Here is a 16,457-nt window from a genome sequence, read left to right as displayed (position 1 = left end):
ATTATTCATCAACGTAACGATGTCCTCGTACTGGTGGTTTCGGTTCACCACTCCCAATTTCCGGGACCGTCCCGGATACGTCATCGGGGCTACACGCCCCGAAACCCAATCAATATGCACGCTGCCCACAGGCAGCCCGCAAAGGGCGCCCGCACCGCCATGATCGAAAAGCCCGTAAACGGACGCCTTTCGGCTTAAAGCTCGGCTGCTGCGAGTCGGATGCCTGCCCCACGCATCCGCTATCAATATCGCCGATGTAGGCCGTCGCCCGTCATTTTCCAAGTGCATTTGTTAAGGGCCATGCGACTTTCATCGCTTCAGGACGATACATCGATCGCGGCCGGCGAGATCGCGGCGCACCGTTCCGTCAAGCCCCACCCCCGCGAAAAGCGCCAGAACCGCCGCCGCCTGCCCCGCCCCGATCTCGACCGCCGCCATCCCGCCGGGGGCGATCAGCCGGGACAGCATGGGCGCGAGCCGGCGATAATCGTCGAGCCCCTCCGGGCCGGCATATAGCGCCGACGCAGGCTCATGATCGGCGACTTCGCGCGCGAGCACAGCGACGCTTTCGACATAGGGCGGGTTGCACAGGACGAGGTCGAACCTCTCGTCGATTCCGTCGGCCCAGTCGCCGATCCGGATATCGGCACGGTCGGCCAGCCCCAGCGCTTCGGCATTGGCGCGTGCCTGTGCGGCGGCGATCTCCGACCGATCGATCCCCAGCCCCGTCGCCGCCGGCCATTCCGCCAGCGCGGCGAGCAGCAATGCCCCCGATCCGACGCCGAGATCGAGAATGCGTGCCGGACCATCACCTTCGAAATGTGCGACCGCCGCCTCGATCAAGGTCTCGCTGTCGGGCCGGGGAATGAGGACGCCGGGCGCGACCGCAAGCTCGATCGTCCAGAATGCGCGGTGGCCTGTTATATAGGCGACGGGTTCGTGCGCGAGCCGGCGGGCGACGAGCGCGGCGAAACCTTCGGGCACGGGCCCGTCCATCCGGCCCAGCAGCATCGCCTCCCGCGACAGGCCCAGCGCGTGCGCCATCAGCAGTTCGGCATCGAGGCGCGGCGTCGGGCCGATCGCCACGAGATCGCGGGCGGCCTGCGCGAGCGCCGGAGCAATTGTGGGGGACGTCATTTGTTATATTGCTCCCGCGCGGCCTTCCAGTCGCGCGACTGGCATCCGGTCCAGCCGCCCGCGCCGATCGGGCTGCAGGAGGCCGTTCCGCTGCCGCCCACATCGAGCAGCCGGTGCCGTTCGCGCGAGATGCTGTCGACATTGCCGCCCGGATCGAATCCCTGCTGCCGGATCGGCAGGCGATAGCGCAGCGCCGCCGTCTCGCCGGTGCGCCGGCACACGACGATATCGCTCGTTCCTCTGGCCTTCGGGCAGGGCTTCAGCTCCTTGTCGATCGCACGGCCCAGATCGCTGCCTTTCGGGGTGATGGATTGCGAAACGACCGGGGCGGCGATGGCGATCAGCAGGAGCGCCGCCGCCCGCATCATCCGTCGAGCTGCGCGAGCCGCGCCGCCTCGTCCTCGGCGATCAGCGCGCCGACCAGTTCGTCGAGCCCCGGCCCCTCCAGGATTTCGGCGAGCCGATGGAGGGTCAGGTTGATGCGGTGATCGGTCACGCGCCCCTGCGGGAAATTATAGGTGCGGATGCGTTCGGATCGGTCGCCCGATCCGACCATCGCCTTGCGATCGCCGGCGCGCTCGTTCGCCAGCCGCTCGCGCTCAGCTTCGTAAAGGCGGGCGCGCAGCACCTTCATCGCCTTTTCCTTGTTCTTGTGCTGCGACTTCTCATCCTGCTGGATCACGACCGTCCCGGTGGGCAAGTGGGTGATGCGCACGGCGGAGTCGGTGGTGTTGACCGACTGGCCGCCCGGCCCCGACGACCGATAAACGTCGATCCGCAGATCCTTGTCCTCGATCCGCACGTCGACCTCCTCGGCCTCGGGCAGCACGGCGACGGTGGCGGCGGAGGTGTGGATGCGCCCGCCGCTTTCGGTGACGGGGACGCGCTGGACCCGGTGGACGCCGGCTTCGAACTTGAAGCGCGCGAACACGCCCGCGCCGGTGACCGAGGCGACGACCTCCTTGAAGCCGCCCATGTCCGCCGCGCTCGCCGACATCATCTCGACCCGCCAGCCCCGGCTGTCGGCATAACGCTGGTACATGCGGAACAGATCGCCCGCGAACAGGGCCGCCTCGTCGCCGCCAGTGCCCGCGCGAATTTCGAGGATCGCCGAGCGGGCATCGGCGGCGTCGCGCGGCAGGAGCGAGAGCGCCAGACTGCGCTCGGCATCGGCCAGCACGCGGCGAAGCTCGGCCTGTTCCTCGACCGCCATCGACTTCAGCTCGGCGTCGGCCTCGGCGGCGATCATCTCGTCAAGCGAGACGATCTCGTCACGCAGCCGCCGAACCTCGCCCGCCGCCGCCGCGACCGGCTCGATCTCGGCATAGTCCTTGGACAGCTGCACGAACTGGTCCCCGGCCAGATCGCCCCGCGCCATCGCCGCCTGCAATTCGTCGCGCCGCGCCTCGATCTGCGCGATGCGGTGGGAGGTGATGGAGGTCATCAGATCAAGCTAACCGACCGATTGATCGCTTCGACACGATTGAGTTCTTCCGAAGGTGTGGCCGACCGACAATTAAGCACTGGCTTGTCATCTTGAATCGTCGCCGAGACGATCACCTTGGCCAAGACCTTCGTCGCCTTGTCGTATCGCTTCCGGGGCGACCCCGTGGCGATCATTTCGGCAGACAATCCCTCGCGCCGATATGCGCTCAACGCTTTGAGTGCCACATCCAACACGGCGTCATTCTCGACGGCCATAATGATGTCCAAGGTTGGACTTGCCGGCTTCTCGATCAGCATCGCCAGCCGCTCGATCCCCGCCGCCCAGCCGACGGCAGGCGTATGCGCCCCGCCCAGCGTTTCGATCAGCCCGTCATAGCGGCCGCCGCCCAGCACGGTGCCTTGCGCGCCCAGCCGATCGGTGACGAACTCGAACGCGGTGTGGCGATAATAATCGAGGCCGCGCACCAGTCGCGCGTTGCGCTGATAGGCGACGCCCGCCGCATCCAGCCCCTTCGTCACCGCTTCGAAGAAGGCGCCCGCCTCCGCCGACATATGCGCGTCGATTTCGGGCGCGGCATCGGCGATCGGGCGATCGCGCGGATCCTTCGAATCGAGGATGCGCAGCGGGTTCTTGATCAGCCTATCCTGGCTTTCTTCGGACAGGTCGCCGCGATGCGCCTCGAAATGCGCGATCAGGCCCTGGCGCCACGCCTCGCGGGTCGCGCTGTCGCCCAGCGTGTTGAGCTGGAGCATGACGCCGTCGTCGACCTTCAATTCCTTGAGCAACTGATCGGCGAAGCACAAAAGCTCCACGTCCGCCGCCGGCTCGCCCGCGCCGATGATCTCGGCATCGAGCTGGTGGAACTGGCGGAAGCGGCCCTTTTGCGGGCGTTCGTAGCGGAACAGCGGGCCGTGCGTCGCGACCTTGAGCGGCGCATATTGCTGCCATCCCTCGGTCAGATAGGCCCGCGCGATGCCGGCCGTGAATTCGGGCCGCAGCGTCAGCGAATCGCCACCGCGATCCTCGAACGAATACATTTCCTTCGACACGACGTCGGTCGTCTCGCCGAGCGATCGGGAGAAGACCGCGGTCGATTCGAACACCGGCACCTCGACCCGGCCGAAGCCATAGAGCCGCCGCACGCGATTGAAGGTATCGACGACATGGTCGAACCGTTCGACCTCTTCCTTCACCATGCTCTGCGTGCCGCGAATGGGCTTGGGCGTTTCGATCCTGCTCATGCGCGCCCGTTTAGAGTCTTGGTGGCCATGAGGAAAGCGCATCGTGACGCCCAAGAAAAAGCGCCGATCGGTGCCGAAAAGACTTCAGTTGATGCTTGGCAACTGGTGCGGTGCAGCATAATAGGCTGCGCTCATGAACATCGACCTCATCCCCGTCGGCGACGATCCGCCAAACAGCCTCAATGTCATCATCGAGGTGCCCGTCGGCGGCGAGCCGGTGAAGTACGAGTTCGACAAGAAGTCGGGCGCGCTCTTCGTCGATCGCATCCTGCACACGCCAATGCGCTATCCGGCGAATTACGGTTTCGTGCCGCACACGCTGTCGCCCGATGGCGATCCGCTCGATGCATTGGTGATTGCACGCTCGCCGTTCATCCCGGGTTGTGTCGTCCGCGCGCGGCCGATCGCGGTGTTGAACCTGGAAGACGAGGCCGGCGGCGACGAGAAGCTGGTCTGCGTGCCGGTCGACACCACCTTCCCTTATTATTCGAATGTCGGCGAGAAGGGCGATCTTCCCGAGATCGTCATGCAGCAGATCGAACACTTCTTCACCCACTACAAGGATCTGGAGAAGCAGAAGTGGGTGCGCATCGGCACCTGGGGTGGCGCCGAAGAGGCCCGCCAGGTGATCCTGGAAGCGATCGAAGCGGCGAAGAAGGCCAAGGCGGCCTGATCCCCCCCGCGAGGTTGATTAGCGACAAGGGCCGGGCCGCAAGGTTCCGGCCCTTTCTTATGCCCAACCGTCGCCCCGGCCTCGTGCAGAGGTGACATCAACAGGTTATGCCTTCGCCTTCCGTTTCTTCACCGGCGCCCGCCGGCTCGCCTCCAGCGCCAGCCCGGCCCAGTGGCGCATCGCATCGGCATCGTCGTGAACATCCGACGGCGCACGGCGATAGTTCATCGTCCGCGTCTCGCCCTTGGCATCATAGGTGAAGGGGTCGCAGCCCTCGACATCCCACGCCGGATTGCTCGTCGCATCGGACTTGAACCAGAGATCGTCGAGCGCCGCGATCGCGAAGACCGTCCCGTCGAGATAGAGCGTATGCCCGCCCATCATGCGCCGCGACGTCACCTCGCCCATCGGCGCCAGCGCCTCGGCGACCCAATCGACCAGCGGGTCCATCAATTCACCTTTCATCCTCCCCGCCAGGGAGCGCGAGGTTCAACATGCCCCCGGCATGTTGAAGGATCGTCCGGGGGACGATCCGACCTTGCACTGTGGCAGCGTAGCTGACGGAGGGGGAGGACACGAACCGCTAATTGGTCGCCACCCTCCCCCTCCGTCGCCTCCGGCGCCACCTCCCCCTGGCGGGGGAGGATTGTTGGGTTACACTCCGCCGATGACCGCACCCCGCCCTGGCCTTGGCAACCGTATCGCGCCGCCGCGCTTCCTGGCCTTCATCGCGATCAGCGCGATCGCCTTCGTCGTCGCCATACGAACCGCAGGTTGGCCACGCGCAGCGCTGATCGGGTTCGATGTGGGGGCGGTCGCCTTCCTGCTGTCGGTCATCCCGCTGCTCGATCGCCCGGCCGATCGGATGCGCGAATCGGCGGCACGCAACGATGCCAACCGCGCCGTCCTGCTCGGCGTCACCGGCATCGTCTGTTCGGTGATCCTGGTCGCGATCGGCGTGGAGCTGTCGCAGAAACAGACTCTCGACGCGCCGAGCATCGCGCTGGTCATCGCGACTCTGCTGATCGCCTGGCTGTTCAGCAACATGGTCTATGCGATGCACTACGCCCACATGTTCTATTCGGAGGCGGAGGACGGAAAGGGCGACAGCGGGGGCATCGACTTCCCGGGCGACTGCGACGAGCCAGGCTATTGGGACTTCATCTATTTCGCCTTCACGCTGGGCATGACCTTCCAGACGTCCGATGTCGAGATCGCGAACGCGCGGATCCGCCGCATCGTGACCTTCCACTGCTTTGCCGCTTTCGTGTTCAACATCGGCGTCCTGGCCTTCACGATCAATGTTCTCGGCGGCTGACGACGTTGATCATCCAGCCATAAAGGGGCAAGGTCACGGACATGGCACAGACAGACGATCTCGGCCCGGTTTCGCGCAGTTTTATCTCGCAGCGTTTGCGGCTCAACTATGTCGACTGGGGCAATGCATCGGCCCCCACCCTGGTTCTCGTCCACGGCGGGCGCGATCATGCGCGGAGCTGGGACTGGGTAGCGCGCGAGCTGCGCAACGACTGGCACGTCATCGCCCCCGATCTGCGCGGGCATGGCGACAGCAACTGGTCGCCCGACGGCGCCTACGACATGGGCTATTATGTCTATGACCTCGCCCAGCTGATCCACCAGCAGGGCGACGCCAACGTCACGATCGTCGGCCATTCGCTGGGCGGCGCGATCTCGCTGCGTTATGCCAGCCTCTATCCCGATACGGTGCGCAAGCTCGTCGCGATCGAGGGGCTCGGCCTCTCGCCCGAAAGCCGCGCCAAATATGAGGCGCGGTCGCCGATCGACAAATGGGTCGACTGGATCGAGGAGCGCCGCGGTTTGGCGATGCGCGAGCCCCGCCGCTACCCCACGGTCGACGCCGCGCTCCAGCGGATGAAGACCGAGAACGCCTATCTGACCGACGAGCAGGCACGCCACCTGACGATGCACGGCGTCAGCCGCAACGAGGATGGCACCTATAGCTGGAAGTTCGACAATTATGTCCGCTCGCACACGCCCGCGGACCTGACGACGGCGGACCAGCAGACGTTGTGGGGCAATATCAGCTGCCCGACTTTGCTATGCTACGGCCGCAACAGCTGGGCATCGAACCCCGAGACCGACGGCCGCGCGGCGCATTTCAAACATGCGCAGGTCAAACTGTTCGACGACGCGGGCCACTGGCTCCACCATGACCAGTTCGATGCGTTCATGGCGGAGCTGACGGCGTTTCTCTGATCCCTTAATCCTCCCCCGCCAGGGGGAGGTGGCGCCAAAGGCGACGGAGGGGGAGGATACGACTCAAACGAGTTGGGCCTCTGCCCTCCCCCTCCGTCAGCTTACGCTGACACCTCCCCCTGGCGGGAGAGGATTAAGCGGCATCAAAACGCGTCTTCGGCCATGTCCATCATCGAGGCCTTGCCGGCCTTGATCGCCATCAGCAGCCCGGCCGCCTGCGGCAGAATGCGTTCGTAGAAGAAGCGCACCGTGGTCAGCTTGTTCTTGTAGAAGCCGTCGGGATCCTCGCCCGCCATCATCTTGGCGCCGGCGATTTCGGCCGAGCGCGCGAACATATAGGCCATCGCGACGAGGCCGAGCAGACGCAGATAATCGGTGCCGGCGGCAGCCGCTTCTTCCGGATCGGCCATGCCCTTCTGCGCGATCGTCGCGGTCGAGAGCTGCAAGGCGCCGAACGCCTGTTCGAGACCGGCGACCAGCTTGCCCCACGGATTGTTCTTGTCTTCCTTGGCGTCCTTGTTCGCCTCGATGAAGTCGGACACGGGGTGGAAAAAGCTCTTCAAATAGCGTCCGGCGTGTGCACCGAGCTTGCGGCCGACGAGGTCGAGCCCCTGAATGCCGTTCGTGCCTTCGTAGATCATCGCGATCCGGGCATCGCGGGCATATTGCTCCATGCCATGCTCACGGATGTAGCCGTGACCGCCATAGGTCTGCACACCCAGATGCGCGGCCTCGTGGCCCAGATCGGTGAACAGCGCCTTCACGACCGGGGTCATGAGCTGGACGAAATCGTCGGCGCGCTGCTTGGCGACCGGATCGGTGCCGTGGCGCACGACATCGAGCGCGCGCGACACCCACTGGCCGACCGCGCGGCACCCTTCGAGATAGGCGCGCTGCGTCATCAGCATGCGGCGCACATCGGGGTGGACGATGATCGGATCGGCGGCGAGATCGGGGCGCTTCACGCCCGACAGCGCCCGGCCCTGGATGCGGTCCTTCGCATAGGCAACCGCGCCCTGGTACGACGCCTCGCCGATGCCGAGCCCCTGGATGCCGACCGAGACACGCTCGGTGTTCATCATCGTGAACATCGCGGCGAGGCCCTTGTTCGGTTCACCCACGACCCAGCCGACCGAATCCTCGAAGCTCATCTGGCAGGTCGCCGACGCCTTGAGGCCCATCTTGTGCTCGATGCCGGTGCACAGGACGCCGTTCGACGGGCCGACCGATCCATCGTCCTTGGGAAGATATTTGGGCACGATGAACAGGCTGATGCCCTTCACCCCTTCGGGCGCGCCCTGGATGCGGGCGAGGACGAGGTGGACGATATTGCCCGCCAGATCATGCTCGCCGGCCGAAATGAAGATCTTGTTGCCGGTGATCTTGTAGCTGCCGTCGTCCTGCGGGACCGCCTTCGTGCGCAGCAGGCCCAGATCGGTGCCGCAATGCGATTCGGTAAGGCACATCGTGCCCGACCATTCGCCCGAGGTCATCTTCGGCAGATAACGCTGCTTGAGATCATCCGACGCATGGCTCTCGATCGCAGTGGTCGCGCCGTGGGTGAGGCCCGGATAGAGGCTGAACGAGACGTTCGCGCCGCAGATCATCTCCTCGACGAGCTTGTTGATCGTCTCGGGCAGGCCCTGCCCACCCCATTCGGCGTCATTGGCGAGCGATGCCCAGCCCGCTTCGCAAAACTGCTTGTAGGCGTCCTTGAAACCGGCCGGCGTGCGGACGACGCCATTTTCGTGATGACAGCCTTCCTCATCGCCCGGCGCGTTGAGGGGCAGCAGCACCTCATGCGCCATCTTCGCCGCTTCCTCGAGCACCGCATCGAGCAGGTCGGGCGTGAATTCCTCGTGCGCGGCGATCGCGCCGAAGCCGTCATGTTGCGCAAAAAGCTCGTGCAGCACGAAACGCATATCGCGCAGCGGCGCCTGATAGACCTGCATTATATCCTCCTTCGAAGATCCTCCCCGGCACGGGGAGGGGGACCGCTCGAAGAGCGGTGGAGGGGGCTGGTCACGGGCGCAGCGCCCAGCCTCTTTCCCCCTCCACCATGCTTGCGCATGGTCCCCCTCCCCGTTCCGGGAGGAGCCTAAACATCAATTCCTGAGCGGCTTGCCGGTTTCCAGCATCGTCTCCACTCGCGCCTGCGTGCGCGGATCGCGGACACGGGCGAGGAAAGCCTTGCGCTCGAGTTCCAACAATTGCTGCTCGCTCACCACGTCGACCAGATCGGCCTCGCCGCCCGTCAGTATCTCGGCCAGTGTGTCCGACACGACGACATCATAGTCGGTCGCCATGCCCGTCTTGTGGAAGCCGTGCACCGCCAGGTTGAGCGCGGTCCGGCCGCCGACGCCCGGCAGCCTGAACTCGGGCGGCGTGGGTGCAGCATAACCGTCGACCAGCGACAACGCCTTGGCCTTTGCGTCCGCCAGCAGGCGATCGCGGTTCATCGTGATGCCGTCGCCCTTGCGCAGGAACATCAGCTCCTTCGCCTCGGCCGCCGACTTGCTGACGGTCGCGGTCGACACCGTCTCGAACACCTTGGCCACCGCCGGCATCGGCCCCTTGGGGAGCGCGCCCGACTTCGCCCAGCGGTCGATCATCTCGCCGCACCCGCCCCAGCCGGGGACGAGGCCGACGCCGCATTCGACGAGGCCGATATAGCTTTCGGCATGCGCCTGAATCGCGTCCGAATGGAGCAGGATCTCGCAACCGCCGCCGAGCGCGAGGCCGGCCGGGGCCGACACCACCGGGAACGGCGCATATTTCAGCGCCTTGTACGCGAACTGACCACCCGCGACGAGTTTCTCGATCTCGCCCCACGCCGCGATGTTCACCGCGAAGATAGCGAGGCCGAGATTCGCGCCGGCCGAGAAATTGCCGCCGTCGTTGTAAACGACGAGCGCCTTCATCCTGGTCGAAACCAGCTCGACCGCCTTGCCGATCAGCTTGAGCGTCTCGCCGTCGAGCGCGTTCATCTTCGACGTGAACTCGAAGCAGGCGACGCCGTCGCCGATATCCCAGACTGCCGCAGAGGCATTCTTGAGCAGCGGCTTCGACGTGCGCTTGATATCCTCGAGCAGCAGCACGCCTTCGGGACGAACGATGTCGTGATAGTAGCCATCGGCGCCGAGGAACTGCCGCTTGCCGCCTTCGATGCGGTAGAAGCTGCGGTCGGCCGCGGTCGTCAGGATCGCCGGAACCGGCTTGCCTTCATCGGCGAGCCGCTTGGCGAGGTTCGCCGCGCCGATCTGGTCGATCAGCTCGAACGGGCCGAACTTCCAGTTGTAGCCGAGCTTCATCGCCTCATCGATCGCGACGATATCGTCGGCCGCCTCGCCGACGAGGTTCGCGGCGTAAGGCAGCACCGCGCCGAGCAGGCCCCACGCGAACTCGCCGGTCTTGTCCTTGCGCGCGATCAACGCGGGCAGCTTGTCCTTCGGCGGCTGGATCGAAACCGACGCGCGATAGTCGCCCGTGATCAGGTCGATCGATTCCTTACGCTTACCCGCCTCGCGGTTGATCCGGTAGAAACCGCCCTTGCCCTTGCGGCCGGTAAAGCCATCGGCGATCATCTTGTCGACCAGCGGCATCGGCCGGACGGTCGCGTGGAACGGGTCTTCGGGCTTGAGCGTCGCGCCGAGCGACTTCTGGAGCAGCGGCATCAGATCGATGCCGACCAGATCGATCAGCCCGAACACACCCGTCTTCGGCACGCCCATCGGACGTCCGCCGATCGCGTCGGCCTGCTCGACCGTCAGCCCCAGATCGATCGCGGCGTTGACCGCGACCTGAAGCCAGTAGGTGCCGATGCGGTTGGCGATGAAGCCCGGCGAATCCTTTGCACGCACCACCGACTTGCCCAGCGAACGATCGATGAAGGCGGCGACCTTGTCCGCCACCGCAGCATCGGTCTTCGGCCCCGTCACCAGTTCGAGCAGCCGCATGTAACGCGGCGGATTGAAGAAGTGCGTGATCAGGAAGTCCGCCGCGAAGGCATCGCCGCGCCCCTCGACCAGCTTTTCGAGCGGAATGGTCGACGTGTTCGACGACACCGCCGCACCCGGCTTCTTGAGCGTCTCCAGCTTCGCATAGAGCGCTTGCTTGATGTCGAGCCGCTCGATCACCGCCTCGACGATCCAGTCGCACTCGGCGACCTTGGCGAGATCGTCGTCGATATTGCCGGTCTCGACCAGCTTCGTCGCGCCCTTCGACATGAAGGGGGCGGGATCGGTCTTGAGCATCTTGGCGACCGCGCCTTCGGCGATCGCATTGCGATTCGCACCGTCCTTCGGGACGATGTCGAGCAGCAGCACCGGCACGCCGGCATTGGCGACCTGCGCGGCGATGCCCGCGCCCATCGTGCCCGCGCCGATGACGCAGACTTTCTTGATGTCCGCGCTCATGTTCAGATCGCCTCGAGTACGGTGGCGATGCCCTGCCCGCCGCCGATGCACTGGGTGGCGAGCGCATATTTGCCGCCCTCACGCTTGAGCAGCGCCGCCGCCTTGCCGACGATGCGCGCGCCCGTCGCGCCCAGCGGATGGCCGATCGCGATGCCGCCGCCGTCGAGATTGACGGTCTCGGGCTTGAGGCCGAGTTCGTTGCCGCAGGCGATCGCCTGGCTGGCGAAGGCTTCGTTGATCTCGACAACGTCGAGGTCCGACACCGACAGGCCGGCCCGCGCCAGCGCCTTGCGGGTCGAGGAGACCGGGCCCATGCCCATGATCGTCGGCTCGCAGCCCGCCACCGCGACCGACTTGATCCGCGCGAGGATTTCGAGACCGTTCGCCTTGGCATAGTCTTCGCTCGTCACCAGCACCGCCGCCGCACCATCGGTGAGCGGAGAGGAGGTGCCGGCGGTGACCGTGCCGTTCGCATCGAAGGCCGGCTTGAGCCCCGCCAGCGCCTCGGCGGTCGTGCCGGGGCGGATCGTACCGTCGGTGTCGACAACGCCCGCCTTGGTCTGGATCGGGACGATCTCGTCCTTCAGCTTGCCGGCCTCCTGCGCCGCAGCCGCCTTCTTCTGGCTCTCGACCGCGAAGGCTTCCTGCGCCTGGCGGCTGACCTGGAACTGCTCGGCGACATTCTCGGCCGTCTCGCCCATGCCCATATAGGCGCCGGGCGATTTCTTCGCGAGTTCGGGGTTGGGCAGCGGGTTGAAGCCCATCATCGGCACGCGGCTCATGCTCTCCACGCCGGCACAGATGAACACCTCGCCCGCGCCGATCGCGATCTGGCCCGCCGCAATCTGGATCGAACTCATCGACGAACCGCAGAAACGGTTCACCGTCATGCCCGCCACGCCGATCGGCAAATCGGCAAGCAACCCAATCAGCCTTGCGACGTTGAAGCCCTGTTCGGCCTCGGGAAAGGCGCAGCCCACGATGATGTCCTCGATATCCTCGGGCTTCACCTTGGTCCGATCGATCAAGCCGCGAATCACCTGTGCGGCAAGGTCGTCGGGTCGAACACGGGCAAGCGCGCCCTTGTTCGCCAGGTGGAAGGGCGAGCGGGCATAGCCCGCGATGACGGCGTTTTGCATCGTATCGGCTCTCCATGCCGGTGTGCCCAAAAGACCAGGGGCGCGGACACACCCAAAAGATTTTCCGTTAAGGTATGAAGATTGCCCTATACGTCAACCTTTTTTTGTGCAATTTAACCTGCAGCAAACAACCGACCCGATCGCAGCATCGGGCGGAATGCAGGAGAAGTGATAGATGTCGATCACCCTGTTGGCCCTTGCCGCTGCGGCGGGCCTCACCCCCGATACCGCGGTTGGCCGCTGGAAGACCGAAACCCGCAACGGCATCGTCGAGATCGCGCGCTGCGGGCAGTCGCTGTGCGGCAAGCTCGTCGGATCGGACGGCATCACCGCCAACCCCGCCCTGAAGGACGCCAACAACAAGGACGTCGCCCAGCGCGGCCGCACCCTGAAGGGCATCCAGATGCTCAGCGGCTTCAAGTGGGAAAGCGATGCCTGGACCGGCGGCACCATCTACAATGCCGAAGACGGCAAGACCTATGACGCGAAGATCACGATGACCGACGCGAACACGCTCAAGCTTCGCGGCTGCATCTTCGTGCCGCTCTGCAAGAACCAGACCTGGCACCGGGTCCGCTGAGGCGGCCGCCTGAGGTTCAGGCAATTTTAGAAGAGGGAAGACTATGACGACGAACACTTTCCGCCGCGCCGCGCTGCTGACCGCGACCGCTTCTGCGACGTTGCTCGGTGCAGCGTCCGCCAACGCCGCTGGCTTCTATCTGCAGGAACAGTCGACCAAGGCCGTCGGCCGTGCCTTCTCCGGTGAAGGTGCCGATCAGGGCGCCGAATCGATGTGGTGGAACCCGGCTGCGATCGGCGGCAACGCGAAGAGCAGCGCCTATCTCAGCGCCTCGGCGATCCTGCCGAACAGCAAGGTTCGCAACGTCAACACGCTGATCCGCCGCCCGACCAACGCCACCTTCGTTCCCGTGGGCGGCAACCAGGTATCGGAAGACCCGGTTAAGAAGGGCGTCCTTCCCTCGGGTGGCGTCGCCTATCGCGTCAACGATCAGTTCGCGGTCGGCCTGGCGATCACCTCGCCGTACAGCTTCGCCACGAATTACGACAACAACAGCTGGGCGCGCTACACCGCCGACAAGACCAAGCTGACCACCATCGACATCCAGCCGACGATCGCCTGGGCGCCGCTTCCGGAAATCAGCGTCGGCGTCGGCCTGAACCTTGAACATTCGGATGCGACCCTCACCAACGCGCTGCCCAACGTCTCGGCCGCGCTGCCCGACGGTTCGCAGAGCCTGAAGGGCAAGGGTTGGGACATGGGCTGGTCGGCCGGTATGCAGTTCCGCCCGTCGAGCTTCATCGACCTCGGCGTCAGCTACAAGTCGTCGATCAAGCACAAGCTGAAGGGCGACGTGACGATCGCCGGCCTCGTCGGCCCGCTGGCCGCCAGCAACCTGACGACCAATGCGGTCGCGACGTTCCGCACGCCGTGGCAACTCGTCGGATCGATGCGCCTGCACGTCACCGACAAGTGGACGCTGAACGGCACCACCACCCGCGTCGGCTGGTCGAAGTTCGACGCGATCCGTCTGGGCGCGCCGCTCAACACCGCGATCCCCGAAAACTATCGCAACACCTGGAGCTTCGCGGGCGGCTGGGACTATGACATGTCGCCGCAGCTGACGCTGCGCGGCGGCATCCAGTGGGATCAGACCCCGACCCGCAATGGCGAGCGTGACGCGCGCGTGCCCGACGGCAACCGCTGGAACTACGCGCTGGGCGCATCGTACAAGATGAACGACATGATCACCCTCGATGCGGGCGGCATGTACACCAGCTTCGACACCAGCAAGATCGACCGCACCACCGCCGCTTATGCGGGCACTGCGGCGCAGACCCCGATCCTCGTCAACGGCAGCGTGAAGGCGAGCGCGATCGTGCTCTCGCTCGGCGCACGGGCGAGCTTCTAAGGGAGAAACTGGGACTATGGACGACGTCGTGACCGGTTCCGAACAAACAGGTCGCGGCGTCGACCGCCCGGAATCCCGCACCGAAGGGCCGGGGGCGGACAAGATCCGTCCCCGCCTCGTCACCGAACTGATCGATCGCGCGGTCGCCAATCATGGCGACAGGACCGCGATCGACTTTCTCGGCCGACACTGGACCTACGCCCAGATCGGCGATCTGGTCGATCGCGCCGCCAAGGGGCTGCAGGCCGCCGGCGTCGGGCCGGACACGCGTTTTGGCCTGTGTCTGCCCAACACCCCCTATTTCGTGATCCTCTATTTCGCCGCGCTGAAATGCGGGGCGACGATCGTCAACTTCAACCCGCTCTATGTCGAACATGAGCTTCGGCATCAGATCCGCGATTCGGGCACGACCTTCATGGCGGTGCCCGACCTGAAGATGATCGAGGACAAGGTCCGCGCCGTCGCCGCCGAATCGGGGCTCAAGACGATCATCGTCTGCCCGATGGCGGACATCCTGCCGCTGGCCCAGTCGATCGGCTTCCGTCTGTTCAAGCGGTCGGAGACGGCCCACTGGGTCGATGGCGACGGCCTCCATCTGAACTTCCGCGCGCTCGTCGACAATGACGGCGCCTTCACGCCCGCCACGCGATCGCCCGACGACGTCGCCGTGCTCCAATATACCGGCGGGACGACCGGTGTGCCCAAGGGCGCGATGCTGACCCATGCCAATCTGACCGCGAACAGCGCCCAGATGATCCTGCATGTCGGCGGCAAGCCGGGCCAGCAGGATCGGATCATGGGCGTGCTGCCGATGTTCCACGTCTTCGCGCTGACGACGGTGCTCAACTTCTCGATCGACACCGCCGCGGAGATGATCCTGCTGCCGCGCTTCGAGCTCAAGCAGTTCCTGAAGACCGCAAAGCGCACCAAGCCGACCAAGCTGCTTGCGGTGCCGACGATGCTGACCGCGATCAACAAGGCCGCGGCGGAGCATCCGATCCATTTCGACGGGCTGGAGTTCACCGTCTCGGGCGGCGCGCCGCTGCCCTTCGACGTGCGCAACCAGTTCGAGGCGCTGACCGGCTGCCGCGTGGTGGAAGGCTATGGCCTGTCCGAAGCCTCCCCCATCATCACTTGCAATCCCTGCTATGGCGAGGCGCGCGACAACAGCGCCGGCCCCGCCTTCCCCGGCACGGTGATCGAGATCCGCGATCTGGAGGATCCGACCAAGATCGTCCCGCTGGGCGAGCGCGGCGAAGTCTGCGCGCGCGGGCCCCAGGTGATGAAGGGTTATTGGAACCGTCCGGAGGATACCGCCAAGGTGATGGTCGACGGCGCGCTGCGCACCGGCGACGTCGGCTATCTCGACGACGAAGGCTATCTGTTCCTGGTCGATCGCATCAAGGATGTGATCATCTGCGGCGGCTACAACGTCTATCCGCGCGTGATCGAGGAGGCGCTCTACGATCATCCGGCGGTGGCCGAAGCGGTCGTGATCGGCGTGCCCGACGAATATCGCGGTCAGGCGCCCAAGGCCTTCGTCACGATCCGCGTGGACCATCAAGCCACGATCGAGGAACTGGCCGATTATCTGAAGTCGCGCGTGTCCAAGATCGAATTGCCGCGCGAGATCGAGATTCGCGACAGCCTGCCCAAGACCATGATCGGCAAGCTTTCCAAGAAGGAACTGGTCGAGGAAGAAGCCCGCAAATCCGCCCAGAAAAGCGCATGATGACGACTTGCGAGCCATGAGCTTCGCGCGCAGATTGCCTCCCGGGGGGACGAGCGGCATGGCAGAAAGCCTGACGAATGCAGGCGATGATCGCGAGGAGCTGAAAAGCATCCAGCGCGTGGCGGCGGAGCTGGGCGTTACCAGCCGCACGATCCGATTTTACGAGGACAAGGGGCTGATCGCGCCCCAGCGCGCCGGATCGATGCGCGTCTATACGCGGCGGGAGGTTGCACGGCTGCGGTTGATCCTGCGCGGCAAGCGCTTGGGCTTCACCCTGCGCGACATCAAGGAGTTCCTCGATCTCTATGAGGTGGACTCGCTCCATCTTGCGCAGATGCGCCGCCTGCGCGAGCGCGTGATCGAGCGAATCGAGGAACTCGAAATGCAGCGCGAGGCAATCGAACAGACCGTCGCCGAGCTGATCGAGATCGAGCGACAGGCGTCCGAACGGCTCGTACAGGCGCGCTGAAAAACGCATCGTCGCGCAAAATCGCCCGCGGTGGA

Annotated in this window: 16 protein-coding genes (1 of these 16 running past the window's edge); 7 read left to right on the top strand and 9 right to left on the bottom strand. The window is 65.2% G+C overall.

What is annotated here, in order from left to right:
* The 5 genes from FYJ91_RS07145 to hisS form a co-directional block, all read right to left on the bottom strand.
* Positions 1-9 carry the 5' end (the start) of a DUF4167 domain-containing protein gene (locus FYJ91_RS07145; protein WP_342788003.1) on the bottom strand. 717 nt of this gene lie to the left of the window's left edge, so 9 of the gene's 726 nt are visible here — the first part of the coding sequence; it begins with the start codon at positions 7-9; its stop codon lies beyond the left edge, outside the window.
* A gap of 300 nt (positions 10-309) precedes the next feature.
* A complete protein-coding gene (gene prmC / locus FYJ91_RS07140) occupies positions 310-1,137 on the bottom strand; it encodes a peptide chain release factor N(5)-glutamine methyltransferase (RefSeq protein ID WP_149521587.1) in 828 nt (275 codons plus the stop codon).
* Entirely contained in the window at positions 1,134-1,505 is a 372-nt protein-coding gene (locus tag FYJ91_RS07135) for a hypothetical protein (protein ID WP_246152520.1), read from the bottom strand. Before FYJ91_RS07135 ends, prmC begins: the two co-directional genes overlap by 4 nt.
* Positions 1,502-2,581 (bottom strand): peptide chain release factor 1, encoded by a 1,080-nt coding sequence (gene prfA / locus FYJ91_RS07130; protein ID WP_149521586.1) that lies wholly within the window; start codon positions 2,579-2,581, stop codon positions 1,502-1,504. Before prfA ends, FYJ91_RS07135 begins: the two co-directional genes overlap by 4 nt.
* Positions 2,581-3,825 (bottom strand): histidine--tRNA ligase, encoded by a 1,245-nt coding sequence (gene hisS / locus FYJ91_RS07125; RefSeq protein ID WP_149521585.1) that lies wholly within the window; start codon positions 3,823-3,825, stop codon positions 2,581-2,583. Before hisS ends, prfA begins: the two co-directional genes overlap by 1 nt.
* 133 nt (positions 3,826-3,958) lie before the next feature.
* Here hisS and ppa point away from each other — a divergent pair, with 133 nt between their 5' ends.
* Positions 3,959-4,498 (top strand): inorganic diphosphatase, encoded by a 540-nt coding sequence (ppa, locus tag FYJ91_RS07120; RefSeq protein WP_149521584.1) that lies wholly within the window; start codon positions 3,959-3,961, stop codon positions 4,496-4,498.
* A 105-nt stretch (positions 4,499-4,603) separates the two neighbouring features.
* Here ppa and FYJ91_RS07115 read toward each other — a convergent pair whose 3' ends face one another.
* Positions 4,604-4,963, bottom strand: coding sequence for a TfoX/Sxy family protein (locus FYJ91_RS07115; RefSeq protein ID WP_246152518.1), 360 nt, complete (start codon positions 4,961-4,963; stop codon positions 4,604-4,606).
* 202 nt (positions 4,964-5,165) lie between these two features.
* Here FYJ91_RS07115 and FYJ91_RS07110 point away from each other — a divergent pair, with 202 nt between their 5' ends.
* Both FYJ91_RS07110 and FYJ91_RS07105 read left to right on the top strand, forming a co-directional pair.
* Positions 5,166-5,816: a DUF1345 domain-containing protein gene (locus FYJ91_RS07110; RefSeq protein ID WP_149522304.1), complete on the top strand. Its 651-nt coding sequence runs from the start codon at positions 5,166-5,168 to the stop codon at positions 5,814-5,816.
* Between the two features lie 41 nt (positions 5,817-5,857).
* The gene (locus FYJ91_RS07105) at positions 5,858-6,736 is read left to right on the top strand and encodes an alpha/beta fold hydrolase (protein WP_149521583.1); all 879 of its coding nucleotides are present in this window, start codon (positions 5,858-5,860) and stop codon (positions 6,734-6,736) included.
* Positions 6,737-6,879: 143 nt separating this feature from the next.
* Here FYJ91_RS07105 and FYJ91_RS07100 read toward each other — a convergent pair whose 3' ends face one another.
* The 3 genes from FYJ91_RS07100 to FYJ91_RS07090 form a co-directional block, all read right to left on the bottom strand.
* Positions 6,880-8,688, bottom strand: coding sequence for an acyl-CoA dehydrogenase C-terminal domain-containing protein (locus FYJ91_RS07100; protein WP_149521582.1), 1,809 nt, complete (start codon positions 8,686-8,688; stop codon positions 6,880-6,882).
* Between the two features lie 153 nt (positions 8,689-8,841).
* A complete protein-coding gene (locus FYJ91_RS07095; RefSeq protein WP_149521581.1) occupies positions 8,842-11,151 on the bottom strand; it encodes a 3-hydroxyacyl-CoA dehydrogenase/enoyl-CoA hydratase family protein in 2,310 nt (769 codons plus the stop codon).
* A 2-nt stretch (positions 11,152-11,153) separates the two neighbouring features.
* A complete protein-coding gene (locus FYJ91_RS07090; protein WP_149521580.1) occupies positions 11,154-12,290 on the bottom strand; it encodes a thiolase family protein in 1,137 nt (378 codons plus the stop codon).
* A gap of 175 nt (positions 12,291-12,465) precedes the next feature.
* Between FYJ91_RS07090 and FYJ91_RS07085 the strand changes: the two genes are divergently transcribed.
* Genes FYJ91_RS07085 through FYJ91_RS07070 form a run of 4 tightly spaced genes read left to right on the top strand, consistent with a single transcriptional unit; the run spans position 12,466 to position 16,422 of the window.
* Positions 12,466-12,870 carry a DUF2147 domain-containing protein gene (locus FYJ91_RS07085; protein ID WP_149521579.1) on the top strand — a complete coding sequence of 135 codons (405 nt, stop codon included), beginning with the start codon at positions 12,466-12,468 and terminating at the stop codon, positions 12,868-12,870.
* Positions 12,871-12,913: 43 nt separating this feature from the next.
* Positions 12,914-14,221 carry an OmpP1/FadL family transporter gene (locus tag FYJ91_RS07080; RefSeq protein WP_149521578.1) on the top strand — a complete coding sequence of 436 codons (1,308 nt, stop codon included), beginning with the start codon at positions 12,914-12,916 and terminating at the stop codon, positions 14,219-14,221.
* Between the two features lie 16 nt (positions 14,222-14,237).
* Complete coding sequence (locus FYJ91_RS07075; protein WP_149521577.1) at positions 14,238-15,953, top strand: long-chain-fatty-acid--CoA ligase; 1,716 nt, start codon at positions 14,238-14,240, stop codon at positions 15,951-15,953.
* A gap of 58 nt (positions 15,954-16,011) precedes the next feature.
* Entirely contained in the window at positions 16,012-16,422 is a 411-nt protein-coding gene (locus tag FYJ91_RS07070) for a MerR family transcriptional regulator (protein ID WP_149521576.1), read from the top strand.
* The last annotated feature ends 35 nt before the right edge of the window (positions 16,423-16,457 follow it).

This window comes from Sphingomonas montanisoli, assembly GCF_008274695.1.
GTDB classification, from domain to species: domain Bacteria; phylum Pseudomonadota; class Alphaproteobacteria; order Sphingomonadales; family Sphingomonadaceae; genus Rhizorhabdus; species Rhizorhabdus montanisoli.
Note: the sequence above shows the minus strand (reverse complement) of the source record. Positions and strands in the feature narration are given on the sequence as shown.